Source organism: Paraburkholderia sp. BL9I2N2 (assembly GCF_004339745.1).
Classification (GTDB): domain Bacteria; phylum Pseudomonadota; class Gammaproteobacteria; order Burkholderiales; family Burkholderiaceae; genus Paraburkholderia.
On record NZ_SMGP01000002.1, the window covers coordinates 374,822 to 392,864 of the forward strand.

Genomic DNA, 18,043 nt, shown 5'->3' on the forward strand with positions numbered 1-18,043 from the left:
AAGCGTGCGTGGCGTGAGCCGTGAGTGGCTCACGCTGCTGGGTCGGCCATGTCGCTATCTGGCTCAGCCAGGCCCGTTCGTCACCTTCGTCCATCCATCCGCGCTCCACGCTTCTGAATTCACACCGTGATGAACGAAGAACAGGCCATCGGGATCGTACCGGTTCTTCACGGCAGCCAGCCGCGCATAGTTGCTGCCCCAGTACGCCTGTTGCCAGTCGTCTTCGAAGAAATCGCTTTCGGAAAAGTACGCCCCCGGCACAGCGACGATTTCGCGCAGCGTTCGCGTGGCCTGCTTGATGCGACCAGCGTAACGCCGCCCTTTCTGCTCGTCCGGCTCGTGCCCTTCGATGCCGGGAAAGGCCGGCGGTCCCTCGGCCGCGATGATCGCGAGCGCGAAGGCGTCGAGTACCGCGGGGTTCATCGCCGTATCGCGCGTGGCGTTCAAGGCGTCGTCCGGTGCGCCCGCCAGCCCTTTGTTGAAGTGCAAGTTGACTGTCCACTGCCGCGTGCCTGCGAATAGCGTGTCGGCGAGACGGCCGCGTTGCGCCGCACTCAGCAACGCAGCCGGCAGCCATGTCGAGGTGTAGCCATAAAGATACTGGCCCGCTTCGACGACGTTATCCGCCCAGAACACATTGTCCGCCGGCGCGCCCGGACGGTCGTCCGCGACGAGCACGCCGGGCAGGTGCTGCATGATGAACGCGGCGTCCCAGAAGTGGCGCGCCGCCACGGCAAGAATCTGTGGCGGGCTCGTCTCGCAGCCGTGCTCACGGTTCGCGATCCAGTCGAAAAAAGGTTGCCAGACGCGCGACGCCTCATCGCGGCTCAGTCCCTGGTACAGCATTGAAATGCCCAACGTATTGTCGCCATGAAAGGCGACCGTTTCGCCCCAGTGTTCGTTCATCAGGTTATCGGCATAGAAGGCCATGAACTCGCCGATCAATGCGCGGAACGCCGCGTCGGACGAGGCCTTCACCGTCGCGCGCACGACGCCGACGGTGTCGGGCAATGCGTGCGTGCGCAACGTCAGCCGCGTGACGACGCCGAGACTGCCGCCACCGCCACCCTTCAAGCCCCAGAAGAGGTCCGGGTGCCGGCACGCGTTGGCGATTCGCACCACGCCGTCGGCGGTCACGACTTCGGCTTCCAGCAGACCGGCCGCGGCGGTGCCGAACTTCTTCGAAAAGTTGCCGAAGCCGCCGCCCTGCACGAGACCGGCGACGCCCACCGTCAGACAGCCGCCGCCTTGCACGTAGCGGCCGCCTCGGGTACTCACGGCGTCGTAGACATGGCCCCACAGAGAACCGGCGCCGACCGTCACCGCGGCTTCCGGCTCGACTCGTCCTTCGCAACCCGCCGGCACGAAAGCATCATGCAACGCGATGTCACGCATGGACCTGGTCCAGATCAACAGAGAGTCGGCCGCGTTGGATGTGCCCTGATAGCTGTGGCCGCCGCCCTTCACCACCAGCCGCAGACGATGCCGCCTGGCGAAGTCGACGGTCCTCGCGACGTCCTGCGCGTTGGCCGCCGCCACTACATACACGCTCGGCGCGGATGTCCACGCGTCGAGCCATCCGGCGCTCTGCGTCAGCGCGGGCGTATCGCCGATGTAGTAGGGATTTTTCAAACGCCGGAACAGGTCGAGGCACGCGGCGCTCGTTGGAGATTCCGCGCAGGTTGCCAGCGGCGATTCAACCAGGCTCAAGCGGCCGCCTACAGCCCGGTCGAGGTCCTGCCAGGCGTTCGCCGAAGGCCACGCTGGGTCGCCGGGCCGCACGCGGTGCAGTGTCGGTGTGGTCGTCGCGTCTTTGGAACTTGCTGGCGAAGGCTTTGCGTGTGCCAACGATGCCAGGAACGCATTCAACCATGGCGCGGCCAGCACGCCCTTGAGCAAGGTCCGACGGTCCAGTGCGCACATACGTTGCTTCACCTCCGCAAACATGACCGCGTGCCTGAGTGCCCGCACAGGGCTCGCGCGAGTGCATCGCGCGAATAATCGCGTGCGGGTCGCCGCCTCGATCAGTCGACAAAAAATGAGTGAAGGGATGTTAGTCGCGAAAACGCGAGCGCGCCACTACGAGACTGCGCGTTCCTTCGGCGTTTGCGCATGGGCATCTGTCAGCAACGGCGGTAGACTGTCCGCCGGATCGACACCGGACATCAACCCACTATGCACAGCGATTCCACACCTTACGTGCTTTACTATTCGCCCGGCGCGGCGAGCATGGCCGTTCACTGGATGCTGATAGAACTGGGCATCTCGTTCGAATCCCAGTTGATCGACATAGACGTGGGCCAGCAGCACGACCCGGCGTATCTGCGGCTCAATCCTGCGGGACGGGTGCCGACGCTAATGATCGACGGCGCGCCGCGCCACGAGTCGGCCGCGTTGCTGATGCTGCTGGCCGAGCGGCATCCCGAAGCCGCGCTCGCCCCCGAGCCGAACTCCGTCGATCGCGCCGCGTGGCTCGAAATGATGGTCTATCTCGCCAACACGATTCTGCCCGCCATGCGCGACTGGTTTTATGCGGACTCCGATGGCGACCCCGCCGGCGCCGAAGCGGTTCGCGCGCTCGCATGCCGTCGGATCGACGCAGCGTGGGACAAGCTCGATAGCCATCTCGGCGAAAGCCATGATTATCTGATCGGCGACAAGCTCAGCACGGCCGACTTCATGGCCGTCATGTTGATGCGCTGGACCCGCAATATGCCGCGCCCCGCGCTCGGCTGGCCGAATCTTGCGCGCTATATTCGAAAGCTACGTGCGCTGCCTTCGTTCATCGAATTGAATGCGCGCGAAGGACTGACCGAATGGCGTAACGAGGAAGATTGACCCGCGTCTGAATGTCGTGGCCGCCTCGGCAAGCAGACATCAATTCGGCCGCTTGCCGATGATCACGATGCCGCGTGAAAGCCCGCTCACGCTATCCACCGCCAGCGCCCCCGCGTACAACTGCGCGAGCGGCACCCAGACGGCCGGATATTTGTAGCGCGCCACGTCGAGCAGCAACGCGCTGTCGCTCGCCGAGTCGTAAGCGGCGAGCGGCGACCAGTGTCCGCCGCCCGTCTCGCCGATTTCCACCCGCCTGAAATTCAACAGCACGAAGCGGTCGCTGTGGCCCGTGGTCGCGCGCACGAGGTCGCGAAACTGGCCGAGCGACAGGTCCGCCGCGTGGTATTTCCTGACATCGACCGGAAAGGCATTCAGCGCCGTGCTGAGCTGGTCGAGCGTCATGCCCTCGTGCGAGACCCGCGCGGCGTTGGCCACCTGCGGATCGATGCCGTGAAAGAAATCCTCCTGCGAGAAAAACGGGAAGTCGGGGTACTGCGTCGACTGGGGCCGGCGGATGCCCAATGCGTTGAGCGCCATGACCGAGGTCGCGACGGAGCAATAAGCTTCGTTGCGCTGGGTTTCGAAATACTGCGAGAGGGGCCAGTACGACTGGTTGGACGCGGAGCTCGTCAGCCGTTTCTGGCCGGCCGGCTGCGCCAACGCGACGAGGTTCGGCGGCACCGGCAGCGGGCCGTCCGCCGGGCGTGCAGTAGCTTGTGCGTCGGCGCGGCTGGCGGGCTGAACAGCGGGCTGAATTACGGCAGGCGGAACGGCCACCTGACTGCTGGCCGGCGGCACCGGCGCACACGCGGACAGTGCCGCAGCCACGAAGGCGACGATCCACTCAGGCTGGCTCAAGCGCCCGACGGCGCGCATCAACGAATATCTGGACATGAATCTTTCCGCTGTGGATGAACCCGGAATGACGGCCGCTGTGCCGGTGCATGAAACAGCGCTTACTGGCAAGCCTCGATTTTGTAACACGAAACAAAGTTCAGCGTGCGCGACAGTGCGCGAGCTTCAATCCGCGAAGCGCACTTCTCCCCTACAATGCTGCAGCATTTTTTAACCGACTCTCGCACATCACCGTCGAAGTCAACCCAACGGAAGCGCTGGTCTGAACATGACAATCCAGTCACCCTGCATCGACATTTGCAAACTCGACGGCAAAACCGGCTTCTGCCTCGGCTGCCTGCGTACGCGCGACGAAATTCGCGGTTGGAAGACCATGAGCGATGACGTGCGTCTCGCGGTCATCAATGAACGGCCAGGTCGGGAAGTGATGCTGAGAACGGAAACGCAAGCGCAAGCGATGCAAGCGGTACAAGAGACACAAGAGACACAAACGTCCTGAGCGCTCCGCTCAATCAGCCTGCACCGCAAACGCGTATCCGTTCTTGCCGCCGCGCTTGACGCGATACATCGCGTCGTCCGCCGCGGCGACGAGGCGCTGGTAATCGCTGACGAGATCCGGATAGCTGGCAATGCCGATGCTCGCGCGGACCACGCCGACACCCATCTGCTCGTCGGTATCTACCACACACGCGATGAGCCGCTGAGCAATCTCGGCGAGTTCATACGCCGTCGAATACTCTCGAACCAGCACCGCGAATTCGTCGCCGCCGATGCGCGCGACAACATCCACCTTACGCACCGACTCGCGAAAAGCGTGCGACACCGCAATCAGGAATTCGTCGCCGACGCGGTGGCCGAGCGTGTCGTTGACCTGCTTGAAGCCGTCCAGATCCACATACAGCACGGCGATGTTGCGATCCGTGGGACCGGCTTGCAGATTCGCAGCCGCCTCGTCGAGCGTGGCGAACAGCTTGCGCCGGTTCGGCAAGCCGGTCATGGGATCGTGCAACGCGGCGTACTCGAACTCGTGCGACTCGCCCGCCAGTTGACGATTGCGTTTCGCGTACATGCCGAGCGCGGTGAGCAGCATGCCGAACAGCAGCGCGGCCAGCGCGATCAAGACGTTCGCGACATGGGCAATCCGCAGGCGCACGTCGGCGCCGTCGGCATCGCGCTGGGCGCGCCAATACGGCGGGATCGTGGCAAGCAGCGCATCGGTTCCAGTCAGGCTGGCATCCGGCGTCAATGCCGACGCCGGCACCCGCGGCGCAGCGGACGGACTGGCATTCACCAATGCCGCGAGCGAGTTCAGACGATCGGCGAGTTCGATGCGTGCATGAAGGTAACCCTGTGTTTGCGGTTGACTGTCGCCGGAGTGTAGCTGCCACACGCCGACCATCGCGCGAGCACTTTCCGCGCGCTCCGCCGCTTCGAGCACGAGTCCGGCGTATTCCTGCTTCAACTGATCGGAGAAGATCGTCCTGATCTGCAAGGCGAGATAGAGAAGGCCGACCAGCAGACACAGCAAGGACGCGCTCGCCAGCATGGCGGGAACCCGCCTGAAGCGGCTCATGAAGGCGCCTTTTGAACCGGCACGCCCGGCTCGGCGCCGCTCACGGATGGGAGTAGAGGTCTTGCCGATTTGCGTTGCCATGCTGCCGGTAACTCACACGACGAAAGAAGAGCCCCATGCGGGCGAACAGACTGTTCTTATGCCGCGCGGTCTCGGAGGCGCCGCGGCGCTCCTGCGGCGCGGCCCGGGCATCTTTACCCGGACGCGACGCGGCGAGTTGCTGAGTCGGCGCAGTGGTTGAGCCTGCCGAACGGTGGCCCGAAATAGACGGCGTAGCGGCAGATGCGGGCGTGTCGGGTGCCGCATCCGCCACGACGTCAGGCTGCGCCTTCGATGCCTTGACCTGGCCTGCCCAGGACGCGAACTGCCCGCCCGCTTCCGGATCCGCGCCGGCTGCCGATGCCGCGACCGCCACGCCGCTCGCGGACGTTGCTGGCGACGGTTGCGGCGACTTCGCGAGCACAGCCGCTGCCGGCAACGCCGTCACGCCCGCGCTTTTCGCCATCGCAGCAGCACTCGCCGACGTGCTGTTGCCGAGCGCTCGCCGCGCGCCGGCCATGGCTTCGGCGTACGCCTGCTGATCGTGATTGAACCAGACGCTATACGCCACCGTACCCATCACGCCGATGGCGAGCGCGCTGGCCGCGGCCACGCACATGGCGAGGCGTCCGAACCTCGCGGCGTGGCGGAAAATGACAGACCGCTCGTCTGGCCACCGGCATCCTGGCCATCGAGCACCGATTTGGGCGAGTCCGTATCGTTGTACATCGCAATACTCTCCGGAATCCTTACGTCTGCCCTGCGGGCCGACTTTATTCACACGATTTTGCAGGTCCATGCAAAGCCGTTCGAAGACTGAAACCCGCTCATCGCGCGAACAACCACAACACGGCAATGCTGCGCTTTAAACGTCGTCTTTGCGAGGCAGTTTTGCGCGGAAGAAACAGGTAAAACGTTCCACGCCGCGTGTAGTCGCGCGCGCTATGCGGGAAAGCTTCGCAGGGCAACGGAGCGAGCCGTACAGGGCGTGAGTAGCGGGTATCGCGCAAGTGGCTGCAGGTGGCCGTCAGTCATGCAACAACCACGCCCGAGCACAGCAGGTTTTTCTGTGCTTCGGGGCCGCGTTTTAAACGCAAGTGGCGTTCCTGGTCACCGGCCTGGCGGCGGTAGCGGTTGCCCTAAAAGCGCGCTGTGCGCCGGGCGAATCGCGCAGCGCATAGCAGCATACGTGTTGCTTAATTTATCGCCCCGCCCGGCTGTCCAGAACCGCCGTTTCTCTGGCCGGATCGGCCATACTCCGGCTTGCGCGCTAGCCGTCGATTTCGGCGGCACGCAGCGACGTCTATAAACGCATGGCGTCGAGCGTCGCCGCCATGCCGCCGGGGGGCGCTGCCGATCAAACGTCCCGGCATCAACTCCGTGTTGCGTGCGCCGAAGGCGCCACAGGCAAGACACGCAGCGATGCTGCATGCAATGCGTGAGCGCCCTGGCCGCACTCTATACATTGGTCTCCTACAACGCTCACTGCACGGTAATGGTCTCCTTCATATTCGGGTGGATGCCGCAAAACACCTTGTACACGCCCGGCTTGTCGAACTTGAACTGGTACGTGTCGTTCTGATCGAGTGCCGCGGAGCGAAACATGCCCGCGTCGTTCACGACGGTGTGCGGTTCGCCGTCCAGATTCTTCCAGGTCACGGTCGAACCGGCTTTGACCGTGAGTTCCATAGGCGAGAACATGAAGTTCTTGATGACGACCGCGTTCGGCGTCTCCGCCCGCGCCACGGAGAACCCGGACGATGCCGCGAGCAACGCCGAACTTGCGGCCAATGCCAACCATACGCGGCGAATATTTTTAGTTTGCATAACTGATCTCCTGCGATGAAAAAGTTCTGACTATCAGACGAGCGTCGTGTCGTTGAGCGTGGCTTTCAGCGGATGCCGCGCGATCTTGATGCTGGTCACGCCGAGCATTTTCGGCAGCTGGTCGCTCGCCACCGTCAACGGTCCGGGGCCCGTGCCGTTGCCGGCGGTCGGCTGCGGATAAGCCGTCGAACGCGCCGTGTGGAAGGTGATGTTGCCCTCCACTTTCGACACGATCTGATGAATGTGGCCGTTCAGTACCGTCACCGAACCGAAGCGTTTCAGGTAGCTCATTGCCTGGCCCGCGTCTCCGGTGCCCCAGCCCCACGGCTCGTAGATCGTCCACATCGGCATGTGCGCGAACACGACGATCGGCGTGCTGGACGAGCGCCCTTTCAAATCGTTTTCGAGCCACTCGAGTTGTTCGTCGCCGAGGCCGCCCAGGCCGTTCGGCTTGAAATGCATCACGTTGACCAGGCCGACGAAATGCACGCCCTGATGGTCGAAGCTGTAATAGCCCTTGTTGTCCGAGGCCTTGCCGAAGCGGCTGAAGTATTCGGTTCCGGGGCCGTCCGTCACGTCGTGCTCGCCGGGAACGGTGTGCAGTTCCGTGATGTTCAGGCCGGACATCAACTGGGCCGCGAGATCGAACTCCGCGGGCTTGGACAGATGCGTGATATCGCCGGTATGGATAGTCAGCGCGGGCTTGACCGGCATCGCATTGACGTACTCGATGGTCTGCTTGAGCGTGCCCGCCACGTCCGGATTGGCTTCCTTGTTAAAGCCGATATGCGAGTCGCTGATTTGCAGGAAAAGCGGCACGCCGCCAGTAGCAGCAGATGGTTTCGGGTCGGCGGCGAGTGCCAGTTCCACCGGCGTGAGAATGCCGCCGGCGAGAACGAACACGGTACCCAAGCCACCGAAAGCAAGACACTTCAGTGCGCCGCGCCGCGACGCGTCGAATGATTGATGTGACGACATGTTGACCTCACGATAAAGAGTCGCAGCCGAGCCGTGGATCATCCGGCGGCCCTCGCGAGTCGGTTCGTCAGGCATGACTGAGCCGGCGCCGGTTTTATTCCAGCTTCGATCAATCGGCAGATGAATTGTCTTGGGACGTTGGCGGATCGGCAGAGGGACTCAGGTCGCTGCCGCCGAACGGGCAGCCTGCGTCGAGCGCCTGCATTGTCAAATGCTTCTCCATGCCCGTCAGGCATGCCAGCCAGCTTATAAAGTCTTTTTACTCCGACCGGGAAGCCACTAAATTGCACTCAAGGCAATGATTTGAAGCAGATCGCAACCCGTTTAACCGTACGCCGCCTGCTTCGCTCTCATACCGCAAATACATACCCTCCAGGAGTTGAATATGAGCCACCCCGTCATTCTGATCACCGGCGCACTCACCGGGATCGGCCGCGCCACGGCCCTTGCTTTCGCCGAAACGGGCGCCCGTCTCGTCGTCTCCGGCCGTCGCGAAGCCGAAGGCAAGGCGCTCGAAAAAGAACTGCGCGAACTCGGCGCGGACGCACACTTCATCCTGGCCGACGTGCGCCGCGACGAGGAAGTCGCGAACCTCGTCGACCAGACGGTCGCGCGCTTCGGCCGCATCGACGCCGCCGTGAACAACGCCGGCACCGAAGGCCAACCCGGCGCCATCACCAGCCAGACCGTCGAGAGCTACACCGCGACGTTCGACACCAACGTGCTCGGCACGCTGCTCAGCATGAAGCACGAACTGCGCGTGATGTCGGCGCAAAAGAGCGGCAGCGTGGTGAACGTTTCGTCGACTTACGGTCATGAAGGCGCGGCCTTCGCGTCCGTGTACGCGGGCAGCAAGCATGCGGTGGAAGGCATGACCAAGTCGGCGGCGCTCGAAGTGGCGTCCAACGGCGTGCGGGTCAACGCCGTCGCGCCGGGGCCGACCGACACCGGCATGCTCGACCGCTTCACCGGCACGCCGGAGAACAAGGCCGCGCTCGCCGCGAAAGTGCCGCTCGGCCGTATCGGCAAGCCGGACGACGTGGCGCGCGCCATCGTGTTCCTGGCATCGGATGCGGCGTCGTTCGTCACGGGGCAGATCGTGACCGTCGACGGCGGCAAGACCGCCGGCTGATTGCGGCGCCCCGCTCCACTGCGGCACGTGAAGTGCCATTGAAACAGCGGCCCGCATCGCTGCATCACGATGCGGGCCGCTGAACTACCCAATACCCAACACTGCCGCTTATTGGCCTTGCTGCGCCTGCGGCTTCACTTTGAACTTACCCTGATAGCGGATCGTCGGACGCTGCGATTGCGTCGTCGGCGCCGTCATCAGCAACTGACGCGCAAGCGGTGTGGCCGCCGGACTCAGCGAGCCGATGCTGGTGACGCGCGACGGGTCCGCGAGACCGTTGTTCACCAGCAGCTTCGCCTCGAGTTGCAGACTGGTCAGCAGAACCGGATCCTTCAGCGCGTTACCCTGCGCGAGCAACTGGCTCCACGCGTTGTTGCTGTAGTTGGTCACGTAGTAGTCGAGACCGCTCGGATCGGCGAGCACCGCGGAACAGCCGTTCAGACGCACCTGCGTTTGCGTGTCCTTCATCGCCAGCGTCTTGCGTGAAGTCAGACCGTCGCCGTACGCGAGCGTCAACGGAATGGTCCACTGCGTGCCCGGGTACTGATTCTGGTTCGGGAACGGCGACTGTTTCAGGGTGACCACGGTCTGATTGGTCGTCAGATCGCACTGCGTGTCGAGCGAGATTAGCGGCACGCCTGTTTGCCGCACGAAACTGTCGCCGATCGCCACCATCGGCTGGCCGCTCGCCTTCGCCAGTTCGTCCCACAGACGCTTGGGCGTGACGTTGCCGAACGAATAGTCGGCGAGATACGACTGCAGACCCTTGCGCATCACTTCTTCGCCGAGGTAGTTCTCCAGCATCTTCAGCACGTGACCTCCCTTGTCGTACGTGAAGGCGCTCGCGCTCAGCACGAAGTCGTTCGACGCCCAGCCGTTGAAGTTCGGCTGCACCGGGAACGCGGTGGACTTCAGGTCCGCATTGATCACGGCGTACTTGTTCTTCACGTCGTCGACCCAGCTGAAGCGGTCCGGGAAGAAGCGCACCTTGGTCTTGTTCTCGAAGAACGTCGCGAACGACTCGTTCAGCCAGACGTCGTCCCACCAGTCGAGCGTGACGAGGTCGCCGAACCATTGGTGCGCGGCTTCGTGCGTGAGCACCGTCACACCGTAGTCGGACATGGTCGTGCCGGGCGCCGGCAGAATGTCGTCGGCGAATTCGAGAATCGCGCCCCAGTTCTCCATGCCGCCGAAGTTCAGGTCCTTCTGCTCCTTGAACGCGTCGTTGGCCGCGACGGTGTCGAACTTGGTGAGCGGCAACGGAATGCCGGTGTAGCGGTAGTAGTAATCGAGCGCCTGCTTGGTCTGTTGCATGGCCGGCTTGGCCCAGTCACGCATGCCGGGCGGCGTGAAGATGCGCAGATGCAGCCCTTTTCCGTCGGGCAGCGGGCTCGAAAAGTCGTCTTCGAGAATGTCGAACTGACCGCCGCCGAAGAACAGCAGATACGACGGCATGGGCGGTGTCTTCTCGAACGACACGAGCTTGTAGCCGCTATCCACGTTCACCGCCGGTTTCTCGGCCGCATTCGAGACGACGTTCCAGTTCTGCGGGACTTCCGCACTCACCTCGTAGGTGGGCCGGAAAGCCGGCTCGTCCCAGCCCGGGAACCATTGACGCGCCAGGTTCGATTCGCCTTGCGTGAGGATTGCGCCGCTGGTCGTGCCGTCGGTCGACTTCAGATCGACGCGGAACACCCCTTCGGCCGCGGAGCAGCCCGGATAGGGATCGTCGCCGCAACTACCGCCGGTCTTGGCGACCGGATCGTCATAGGTCTTGAAGTTGATGATGCCGCTCCACTCCATGTGCAGCGAGTAGTTGCCGGCGGCGATCTGCCCGCTCACGGGGCGCAGTTGATAGAAGTCGCCGTCGTCCTGCGGCGTGGCGATCAGCGGGATATTGCCCGGCTGAAGCGTAATCGTGCCGTTGGTGAACTTGACCCGGTGCCCGGCGATCGTGATCGCGTTGACGGCTTTCTGCACCTTGATCTGCACGTCGGCGCGGCCGTCGAACGAAGACAGCGCGGGGTTCGGCCGGAACCATAGCTTGTAGTTGACCGGTGTGACCGTGTCGGGCAACTCGACCGGCGGTACCGTCTTGTTGATCGATGTGTCCGCCACGACCGGCGCGGCGGGCGGGGCCAGCGCCACTTCGGAGGCGGCCGGTGCGGCCGCGGGCGCCTGCCCGGATTTGCTCGTCAAGGACGACGAGCCGTCGCTGCCGCCGCATCCCGCCAGAACCGCAATTCCGGCTAGTGCGAGGCACTGCATCTGCAATCGGAAATTTATACGCATGATTAATCCTCGACTGACAATATCGGCAAAAGAAAGTGCGTTGAGTGCTTATGCTGGTTTTCTCTTTTTTTCAGCGAAAAAGGTCTCCCGCACTAGCACCGAATTGCTAGCGAGAATATAGGGACGTGTTGGCGCCTCAGCACTTGTGGCTGATTTTAGAATTGCGACACACGTTTATTACAATGCTTTCACAACGACAGCTTGGGCCATATTTTCCGGCCTTCATTCGATCGTCCGGCTGACCGGCAAAGCGGCGGCTTACCTGCGTCTCCGGGCAGGTGGATTAAACCGAGGTCAGTTTTTGACGACAGTGCGTAGCCTAGTTTGGCAAACGTTCCCGTGTCAACTTCCTTTCACAATCTTTCTTTGACTTGTGTTTTGCGTATGCAAACCGAATGGCTTCAGTAATGGGACTGAGTTAATCCTCTAGAAATCGCAATATCGTTCTCGACTACGGGAAACTTTATTTTTCTTTGCGCAGTATTGTGCTAAAGCGCAATGGCGCGAGCGAGTAACCGCGAGCGAGGTATTAATTTGAACTAGCTGGAGAGTTCACAAAGCAATTAGCGCGATTACTACGCAAATGATCGGCTAGCCATTCACCGCTGCCACGATTCGTGCGCACATCGCCTTGTCGGGTAATGGGCCAGAACCGGCCCGAACGTTGTCCGCCATGTATTGCGGACGCCCCGTACCTGGAATCACCACCGTCACCGCCGGCTGCGCGAGCACGAACTTCAAAAGAATCTGCGCCCAACTCGTGCAGCCGATTTCCGCAGCCCACGCAGGCAGCGGCGTTTTGCCGACGCGTGCCAGCAGGCCGCCGCCGCCGAAGGGCTGGTTGATCACGACGCCGATGCCCAACTCCGCCGCGAGCGGCAAGATGCGCGACTCGGCGGCGCGGTCGTCGGCTGCGTAGTTGACCTGCACGAAGTCCGGCTTGTCGCTGCGCATGACGGCGGCGACTTCATCGAAAGCACTCGACGTGTAGTGCGTGATGCCGATATAGCGAATCCGGCCGCGCGCTTTCCAGTCGCGCAGCGTGGCGAGTTGCGTGCGCCAGTCGAGCAGGTTGTGAACCTGCATCAGATCGATACGCGGCTGCTGAAAGCGGCGCAGCGATTCTTCCATCTGCGCGATGCCCGCCTCGCGTCCGTCGGTCCAGACCTTGGTGGCGACGAAGGCCTTGTTGTGCGCGTTCAGTTGCGTGAGCAGCGCGCCAGCGACGGCTTCCGACGAGCCGTACATCGGCGATGAATCGATCACCGAACCACCGGCTTCGAACAGGATGCGCAGCACGTCGGCGAGTTGCGCGCGGCCGGCGGGATCGTTGCCGACATCGAAGGTCCGCCAGGTGCCGCAGCCGACCACGGGCAAGCGTTCGCCCGTGGCGGGAATCACGCGTTGCGCCATGCGTGGCAGCGGCGTGCTGGCGGATTCGGTTTGCGACTGAGACGGCGTTGGGGTTTGACCGGCCGCCAATCGCGGCAAAGCGAGCGACGCTGACAAGCCGATTGCGGTGCCGCGTGCCGTGCGCAGAAAACGGCGTCTGCCGGAAAGCCCTACAGCGGTTTTCGACGAAAGTGCCATGACGTGCCCTCGATTCGCGCGCAGTACAGTGACTCCGTACGATACGGCAAATCGGCACAGCACGTTGAAGCCACCCACAGCGCCCTGCTTCGACGATCACACGTCACGCGCCATTAGCGGATAAAGTGCCCGCAAATCGGCATGCTGGCCAGCCGCGCGATCAACGACGATTGTTGTCCGCCATCCGCCGCCGCGAACTGATCCGCAGCCGTCGCGGACCCCGCCGCCGCGCCGATCGCGATGACCGTGATCGCGATCCCGCGCAGCCGCCCGGTGCGGCCGACGAGCGAGCCCGACACGCCGCGCCAACTGGCCAGCAAGGTCATCGATAGTGCAACTATCGCGCAGCACATGGCTCCTCCTCAGGCGTTCGCCGTGGCGCGTTCCTGCCGCGCGGGAAACGGGTCGCGCCATGCGTCGATCGCGTTCAACTGATCGTGCCAGCGCACTAATTCCGGAAACTCTTCAACCGGCATTGCCGCGCTTTTCGCATACGGCAGCGCGATGCCGACCGAGAAATCCGCCACCGACATCTCGTCACCCAGCAGCCACTTGCGCCCCTTCAGATGCTGGTTGAGCACGGCAGCATGCTTGCGGAAAAAACCTTGCGCTTCGGCGACCTTCGCGGGGTCGGGTTCGCCGAGTCCGACCCACGGTTTGATCAGGTACTCGAAGTAAAGCGCGCCGGCATGCCGGAGCAGATGCTGGCTATTCCAGCTGAACCAGCGCACGATTTCGATCTGCTGCTGCGCGCCCCGCGGCCAGAGCGGGGATTCCGCGCGCTGCGCAAGATGGCACAGGATCGCGTCGGCCTCCCAGATGATCTTCTCGCCGTCGACGAGACAAGGCACCTTGCCGTTCGGATTGATCGCCAGATAGTCCGGCCGGGTTTGCTCGCCTTTGCCCAGATCGACAAATGCGTAGTCGATTGGCAAGCCTAAATATTTGGCTAGCGCACAGGATTTTCTGGGAGACAGCGTTTCAGCATAGTAAAGCTTCATGGTCGACCTCGGTATGCGTTGACTTCGGTGGAATGTGCTTCATTCGGCTTCGTTTTCCAGCTCGGCAAGCAGTGCGTCCAGCTTCTCGAATGCACCAGTCCAGCCGCTTTGATGACCATCGCGTGCAGCTTCGTCGAAGAACTGCGCGTGATTGAAATGCAGTTCGGTGCCCTCTTCGATCGGACGAAACCGGATCGTCACCAGCGACCGGCGCTCCGGCAGCGTGACCCACTCCCACGTGAAGACGAGCTTGCGCTCCGCTTCGACCTCCTGGTACTCGCCGCGGCAGTCGTGCGTTTCGCCATCCAGTGTCTGAAACACCACACGAAAGCGGCCGCCCACGCGCGGATCGGCTTCGGCGCTCAGCACCGGCCCGGCGTCCGGTCCCCACCAGCGCGCCATCAACTCGGGCCGCGTCCATGCTGCGTAGACTCTTGCAGGTGGCGCCTTGATGCGCCGCACGATGGTCAGGCTGGGCTTTTCGTTCATTCGTCGTTCCTCTCAACAAAATCGGCGAGCCGGTCGAGACTCGCGGACCAGAAGCGTTCGTAGCGTCGCAACCACGCCATCGCTTCTTCCATCGGGCCGGCAACCAGTTCGACCGAGACGGTTCGGCCACTTTTCGTGCGCGCCACCAGACCCGCGTCGCTCAGCACGTCGAGGTGCTTCATGACGGCGGGCAGTTTGAGCGGCAACGGACGCGCGATTTCCGTGACCGACAGACCAGGCTCACGCTCCAGACGCGCGAGGATGGCCCGCCGCGTGGGATCCACGAGGGCGGAAAACGTACGATCGAGTTGACTGACTGGAGACTTTGCCATATGGTGAACTATAGGCCGTGAGTTCCGGGAGTCAAGGTTTTTTGCGGCCGACTCCGCGAACCCGTAGGCCGGTTTGCACTGTCCGACATCAACGCGCCGCGGCTATCATTCCAACGATTCGCGAGTAGGTCTTCGCTCAGCTTCCAGAGGACAGCACCGTATGGACCTTCTTCAAGGCATGGCAGTGTTCAAGCGCGTCGTCGACGCGTCCAGTTTCACGAAAGCGGCCGATTCGCTGGAAATGCCACGCGCCTCCGTGTCGACGGTCGTGCAGAATCTGGAGAGCCACCTGGGCGTGCGGCTGCTGAACCGCACGACGCGCCGCGTGCAGGTCACCGACGACGGCGCGCTCTACTACGAATACTGCGCACGCATTCTCGCCGAGGTCTCCGACGCCGAGTCGGCGTTATCGAGCAAACGCCAGAGTCCGCGCGGCACGGTCCGCGTCGACACGTCCGCCACATTCGCGGCTCACGTGCTGGTTCCGGTGATGCGCGATTTCAACGCGCGCTATCCCGACATCACGGTGAAGCTGGGATTGGCGGACCGCAACGTGGATCTCGTGCAGGAAGGCGTGGATTGCGTGATCCGCATCGGCGTGCTCGACGATTCGAACCTCGTGGCACGCTCGCTCGGCAGCGTGCGCATGACGATTTGCGCCGCGCCCGCCTATCTCGAGCAGATGGGCGAGCCCGCCACGCCCGACGATCTCGACCGGCATCACGCCGTGAATTATTTTTCCGCGCGCACGGGGCGCGTCTATCCGATGGAGTTCGAAGCGGACGGCATCCTCATCAAAAGACCGATCGAGGGCAAACTCGCGGTCAACGAAGGCCTGGTCTATGTTGCGTCGGCAGTGGAAGGCTTGGGCCTGATCCAGACGCCGCGCTTCATGGTGGCGAAGGCGCTCGAATCCGGCGCGCTGCGTGAGATTTTGCGCGACTGCCATTGCGCGCCGTTGCCGCTCTCGATTCTTTATCCGCACCGTCGTTTGAGCATGTCCGTGCGGGTGTTCAGCGAGTGGGTGCACGAACTGGTACAGCAGAATCCGGACTTCAGCGATTAGCGACTTGAAAACCGCCACAGCCGCTATGTCAACCCGCGACGCTGCAATTCGTCCGACAAAGCGGCGACGCTGACGAACAGGTGCCCTTGCAGTCCCGCATCGACCGCGCCGTTCACGTTGGCCGCCGTATCGTCGACGAAAAGCGTTTGGGCTGCGGGCACGCCGAGTTGCTCCAGACAGCGAAGATAGGTTTGCGCCGCCGGTTTCGCGGCACCAAACGCCGCCGACGAGTAAACGTGCGTGCCGAACAGCCGCGCGACAGGCGGATTCAGATAAGCGATGTGTTCGGTCAACAAGCGGCAATTGTTCGTCAGCACCGCGATACGGTGCCGCTCGGCGACTTTGGCGGCAAGCGCGAGCGCTTCCTGGTTCGGAGTAATCGACGCGTGGCGCGCAGCCAGCCAGTCGTCGCGGCTGACCGGGTAGTTCAGTAGCATGCCCAACTCGCGCAGATACTCGTCATCGCTGATCTGGCCTGCGTCCGCACGCGCTTCGAGGCCCGATCCCCAGATCGCGTGACGCACGATGTCTGGCGAGCACCCCGCGGTGGCCGCCAGATGATCGACCCGTGCGGCGCGGTCGTAATGGGTCAGAACACCTTCCATGTCGAACAGAACCAGCGTGATGGATGCGGTCATGCTGTCGGCCTCGCGTCGAAAGCTTTCAGAAACGAAGCAACCGCGCGGCGCGATGACGCCGAACGGTTGCCTGTTTCCATTGTGCCTCGACAAAACCGCGACTGCCGGCAACAGCCGGCGTCACGGTTTTTTTCTCAGACCTCAGCCAAGCGGTGAAATATGGCTTGCTTCCAGACCTGCCATCATGCGCCGCTGCCGCCCACCGTCTTGACGCTTTTCCATTGGCCTTGCTCGACCTGGAATAAGGTGTACGGCGGCTTGATCAGATCGCCGTACGGATCGAAGGTGATATTGCCGGTGACGCCCGTGACCGTGACCTTGGCGAGACTGTCGACGATCTTCGCGCGATCGAGCGAGTCGGCGGCGTGAATCGCTTTCAGCATGGCGAGCGCGGCGTCATAGGAAAACGGCGCGTACAGTTCGACATCCTGATTGAAGCGCGCCTTGTAGCGCTTGCCGAACGCCTGCGCGGCAGGCAGCTTGTCGAGCGCCGGGCCCGGCTCGAGATCCTGCGTCCCGTTGCCCGCCGTGCCGGCGATCTGCAGGAACGCGTTGCTCTTCAGCGCACCAGCACCGAACAGCTGCGCGGACATGCCAAGCGACCGCATTTGCTTGACCAGCATCGCGCCTTGCTCATCCAGCCCGCCGAAGAAAATCAGGTCGACGTTCTTGCTCTTGAGCGTGGTCAGAATGGCGCGAAAATCGATCGCTTTGTCGTTGGTGAATTCCCGATCGACGATGTTGCCATTCGCTTCCTTGACGCCCTTCTCGAACGCATCGGCCAGCCCTTGCCCAAAAGCGGTGCGATCGTCAATGATGGCAATGCGCTTCGCCTTCATCTGCTCCACCACGAAATGCCCCGCCACGACGCCGCCTATGCCGTCGTGGCCCATCGTACGAAACACGTTCTTGAAGCCTTGCTTGGTCAATTGCGGATTGGTCGAGCCCGGCGTGATCATCGCCACGTTCGCCTGGTGATACACCGTCGACGCCGGAATGCTGCAGCCCGAGTTGTAATGGCCGATCACGCCGACCACGCCGTCGTCGACCAGCTTCTGCGCGACCTGAATCGCCACGCGCGGATCGGCCTGATCGTCCTGCACGTCGAGCACGAACTTGACCGGCTTGCCGCCGATCACCGGGTTCTTCGCGTTCTCTTCATCGAGCGCCAGCTGCGCGCCGTACTGCAAGTCCTTGCCGACGCGGGCAACCGGCCCCGTCAACGGTCCGACGAAACCGATCTTGACGATCTGGGGGTCGGCGGCCCACGAAAACGGCATATACGTGGCGAGTGCACAGACAGTGGCACTCAACAGCCAATAGCGGCGATTCATGATGCGCTCCTTGCGAGATGTGACGTCGCGCGTGTGTGTGCAGGTGGGCCGATCCGATG

Annotated in this window: 18 protein-coding genes; 4 read left to right on the forward strand and 14 right to left on the reverse strand. The window is 62.8% G+C overall.

What is annotated here, in order from left to right; all coding sequences use genetic code 11:
• Positions 1 to 63: 63 nt before the first annotated feature.
• A complete protein-coding gene (locus B0G74_RS23615; protein WP_243658292.1) occupies positions 64 to 1,710 on the reverse strand; it encodes an FAD-binding oxidoreductase in 1,647 nt (548 codons plus the stop codon).
• A 465-nt stretch (positions 1,711 to 2,175) separates the two neighbouring features.
• Here B0G74_RS23615 and B0G74_RS23620 point away from each other — a divergent pair, with 465 nt between their 5' ends.
• Positions 2,176 to 2,838, forward strand: a complete 663-nt coding sequence (locus B0G74_RS23620) for a glutathione S-transferase family protein (protein ID WP_132377289.1) — start codon at positions 2,176 to 2,178, stop codon at positions 2,836 to 2,838.
• Between the two features lie 39 nt (positions 2,839 to 2,877).
• Here the strand turns inward: B0G74_RS23620 and B0G74_RS23625 are convergent, their stop codons facing one another.
• Positions 2,878 to 3,732, reverse strand: coding sequence for a phytochelatin synthase family protein (locus B0G74_RS23625; protein ID WP_132377290.1), 855 nt, complete (start codon positions 3,730 to 3,732; stop codon positions 2,878 to 2,880).
• Positions 3,733 to 3,961: 229 nt separating this feature from the next.
• Here B0G74_RS23625 and B0G74_RS23630 point away from each other — a divergent pair, with 229 nt between their 5' ends.
• Positions 3,962 to 4,192 carry a DUF1289 domain-containing protein gene (locus B0G74_RS23630; protein ID WP_132377291.1) on the forward strand — a complete coding sequence of 77 codons (231 nt, stop codon included), beginning with the start codon at positions 3,962 to 3,964 and terminating at the stop codon, positions 4,190 to 4,192.
• 9 nt (positions 4,193 to 4,201) lie between these two features.
• Here B0G74_RS23630 and B0G74_RS23635 read toward each other — a convergent pair whose 3' ends face one another.
• The 4 genes from B0G74_RS23635 to B0G74_RS23650 form a co-directional block, all read right to left on the reverse strand.
• A complete protein-coding gene (locus B0G74_RS23635) occupies positions 4,202 to 5,266 on the reverse strand; it encodes a GGDEF domain-containing protein (RefSeq protein WP_132377292.1) in 1,065 nt (354 codons plus the stop codon).
• Positions 5,267 to 5,306: 40 nt separating this feature from the next.
• On the reverse strand, positions 5,307 to 5,924 hold the full coding sequence (locus tag B0G74_RS23640) for a hypothetical protein (RefSeq protein WP_243658293.1): 618 nt from the start codon (positions 5,922 to 5,924) through the stop codon (positions 5,307 to 5,309).
• A gap of 863 nt (positions 5,925 to 6,787) precedes the next feature.
• Positions 6,788 to 7,132: a cupredoxin family copper-binding protein gene (locus B0G74_RS23645; RefSeq protein WP_132377293.1), complete on the reverse strand. Its 345-nt coding sequence runs from the start codon at positions 7,130 to 7,132 to the stop codon at positions 6,788 to 6,790.
• Between the two features lie 33 nt (positions 7,133 to 7,165).
• A complete protein-coding gene (locus B0G74_RS23650; RefSeq protein ID WP_132377294.1) occupies positions 7,166 to 8,110 on the reverse strand; it encodes a metallophosphoesterase in 945 nt (314 codons plus the stop codon).
• Positions 8,111 to 8,495: 385 nt separating this feature from the next.
• Here B0G74_RS23650 and B0G74_RS23655 point away from each other — a divergent pair, with 385 nt between their 5' ends.
• Positions 8,496 to 9,242, forward strand: a complete 747-nt coding sequence (locus tag B0G74_RS23655) for a glucose 1-dehydrogenase (protein WP_132377295.1) — start codon at positions 8,496 to 8,498, stop codon at positions 9,240 to 9,242.
• 108 nt (positions 9,243 to 9,350) lie between these two features.
• On the opposite strand, the gene B0G74_RS23660 is transcribed toward B0G74_RS23655, so the two are convergent.
• The 6 genes from B0G74_RS23660 to B0G74_RS23685 form a co-directional block, all read right to left on the reverse strand.
• Entirely contained in the window at positions 9,351 to 11,534 is a 2,184-nt protein-coding gene (locus B0G74_RS23660) for a M1 family metallopeptidase (RefSeq protein ID WP_132377296.1), read from the reverse strand.
• 591 nt (positions 11,535 to 12,125) lie between these two features.
• On the reverse strand, positions 12,126 to 13,124 hold the full coding sequence (locus B0G74_RS23665; RefSeq protein ID WP_132377297.1) for an aldo/keto reductase: 999 nt from the start codon (positions 13,122 to 13,124) through the stop codon (positions 12,126 to 12,128).
• 113 nt (positions 13,125 to 13,237) lie between these two features.
• On the reverse strand, positions 13,238 to 13,450 hold the full coding sequence (locus B0G74_RS23670; protein ID WP_132377298.1) for a hypothetical protein: 213 nt from the start codon (positions 13,448 to 13,450) through the stop codon (positions 13,238 to 13,240).
• Between the two features lie 36 nt (positions 13,451 to 13,486).
• Positions 13,487 to 14,125 carry a glutathione S-transferase family protein gene (locus tag B0G74_RS23675; protein ID WP_132377299.1) on the reverse strand — a complete coding sequence of 213 codons (639 nt, stop codon included), beginning with the start codon at positions 14,123 to 14,125 and terminating at the stop codon, positions 13,487 to 13,489.
• 39 nt (positions 14,126 to 14,164) lie between these two features.
• On the reverse strand, positions 14,165 to 14,614 hold the full coding sequence (locus B0G74_RS23680) for an SRPBCC domain-containing protein (protein WP_132377300.1): 450 nt from the start codon (positions 14,612 to 14,614) through the stop codon (positions 14,165 to 14,167).
• Entirely contained in the window at positions 14,611 to 14,946 is a 336-nt protein-coding gene (locus B0G74_RS23685; protein WP_132377301.1) for a metalloregulator ArsR/SmtB family transcription factor, read from the reverse strand. Before B0G74_RS23685 ends, B0G74_RS23680 begins: the two co-directional genes overlap by 4 nt.
• Before the next feature lie 160 nt (positions 14,947 to 15,106).
• Between B0G74_RS23685 and B0G74_RS23690 the strand changes: the two genes are divergently transcribed.
• The gene (locus tag B0G74_RS23690; protein WP_132377302.1) at positions 15,107 to 16,012 is read left to right on the forward strand and encodes a LysR family transcriptional regulator; all 906 of its coding nucleotides are present in this window, start codon (positions 15,107 to 15,109) and stop codon (positions 16,010 to 16,012) included.
• Between the two features lie 23 nt (positions 16,013 to 16,035).
• On the opposite strand, the gene B0G74_RS23695 is transcribed toward B0G74_RS23690, so the two are convergent.
• Together B0G74_RS23695 and B0G74_RS23700 are read right to left on the reverse strand one after the other, a co-directional pair.
• The gene (locus B0G74_RS23695; RefSeq protein ID WP_132377303.1) at positions 16,036 to 16,650 is read right to left on the reverse strand and encodes an HAD family phosphatase; all 615 of its coding nucleotides are present in this window, start codon (positions 16,648 to 16,650) and stop codon (positions 16,036 to 16,038) included.
• Between the two features lie 182 nt (positions 16,651 to 16,832).
• Positions 16,833 to 17,984, reverse strand: a complete 1,152-nt coding sequence (locus B0G74_RS23700; RefSeq protein ID WP_132377304.1) for a branched-chain amino acid ABC transporter substrate-binding protein — start codon at positions 17,982 to 17,984, stop codon at positions 16,833 to 16,835.
• Between the last annotated feature and the right edge of the window lie 59 nt (positions 17,985 to 18,043).

Excerpts from the sequence above, each read along its gene's own strand:
- B0G74_RS23625 (WP_132377290.1), bottom strand. The coding sequence starts at position 3,732 with ATGTCCAGATATTCGTTGATGCGCGCCGTCGGGCGCTTGAGCCAGCCT.
- B0G74_RS23655 (WP_132377295.1), top strand. The coding sequence starts at position 8,496 with ATGAGCCACCCCGTCATTCTGATCACCGGCGCACTCACCGGGATCGGC.
- B0G74_RS23675 (WP_132377299.1), bottom strand. The coding sequence starts at position 14,125 with ATGAAGCTTTACTATGCTGAAACGCTGTCTCCCAGAAAATCCTGTGCG.
- B0G74_RS23620 (WP_132377289.1), top strand. The coding sequence starts at position 2,176 with ATGCACAGCGATTCCACACCTTACGTGCTTTACTATTCGCCCGGCGCG.
- B0G74_RS23685 (WP_132377301.1), bottom strand. The coding sequence starts at position 14,946 with ATGGCAAAGTCTCCAGTCAGTCAACTCGATCGTACGTTTTCCGCCCTC.
- B0G74_RS23640 (WP_243658293.1), bottom strand. The coding sequence starts at position 5,924 with ATGTGCGTGGCCGCGGCCAGCGCGCTCGCCATCGGCGTGATGGGTACG.
- B0G74_RS23700 (WP_132377304.1), bottom strand. The coding sequence starts at position 17,984 with ATGAATCGCCGCTATTGGCTGTTGAGTGCCACTGTCTGTGCACTCGCC.
- B0G74_RS23695 (WP_132377303.1), bottom strand. The coding sequence starts at position 16,650 with ATGACCGCATCCATCACGCTGGTTCTGTTCGACATGGAAGGTGTTCTG.
- B0G74_RS23680 (WP_132377300.1), bottom strand. The coding sequence starts at position 14,614 with ATGAACGAAAAGCCCAGCCTGACCATCGTGCGGCGCATCAAGGCGCCA.
- B0G74_RS23660 (WP_132377296.1), bottom strand. The coding sequence starts at position 11,534 with ATGCGTATAAATTTCCGATTGCAGATGCAGTGCCTCGCACTAGCCGGA.
- B0G74_RS23645 (WP_132377293.1), bottom strand. The coding sequence starts at position 7,132 with ATGCAAACTAAAAATATTCGCCGCGTATGGTTGGCATTGGCCGCAAGT.
- B0G74_RS23665 (WP_132377297.1), bottom strand. The coding sequence starts at position 13,124 with ATGGCACTTTCGTCGAAAACCGCTGTAGGGCTTTCCGGCAGACGCCGT.
- B0G74_RS23690 (WP_132377302.1), top strand. The coding sequence starts at position 15,107 with ATGGACCTTCTTCAAGGCATGGCAGTGTTCAAGCGCGTCGTCGACGCG.
- B0G74_RS23650 (WP_132377294.1), bottom strand. The coding sequence starts at position 8,110 with ATGTCGTCACATCAATCATTCGACGCGTCGCGGCGCGGCGCACTGAAG.
- B0G74_RS23635 (WP_132377292.1), bottom strand. The coding sequence starts at position 5,266 with ATGAGCCGCTTCAGGCGGGTTCCCGCCATGCTGGCGAGCGCGTCCTTG.
- B0G74_RS23630 (WP_132377291.1), top strand. The coding sequence starts at position 3,962 with ATGACAATCCAGTCACCCTGCATCGACATTTGCAAACTCGACGGCAAA.
- B0G74_RS23670 (WP_132377298.1), bottom strand. The coding sequence starts at position 13,450 with ATGACCTTGCTGGCCAGTTGGCGCGGCGTGTCGGGCTCGCTCGTCGGC.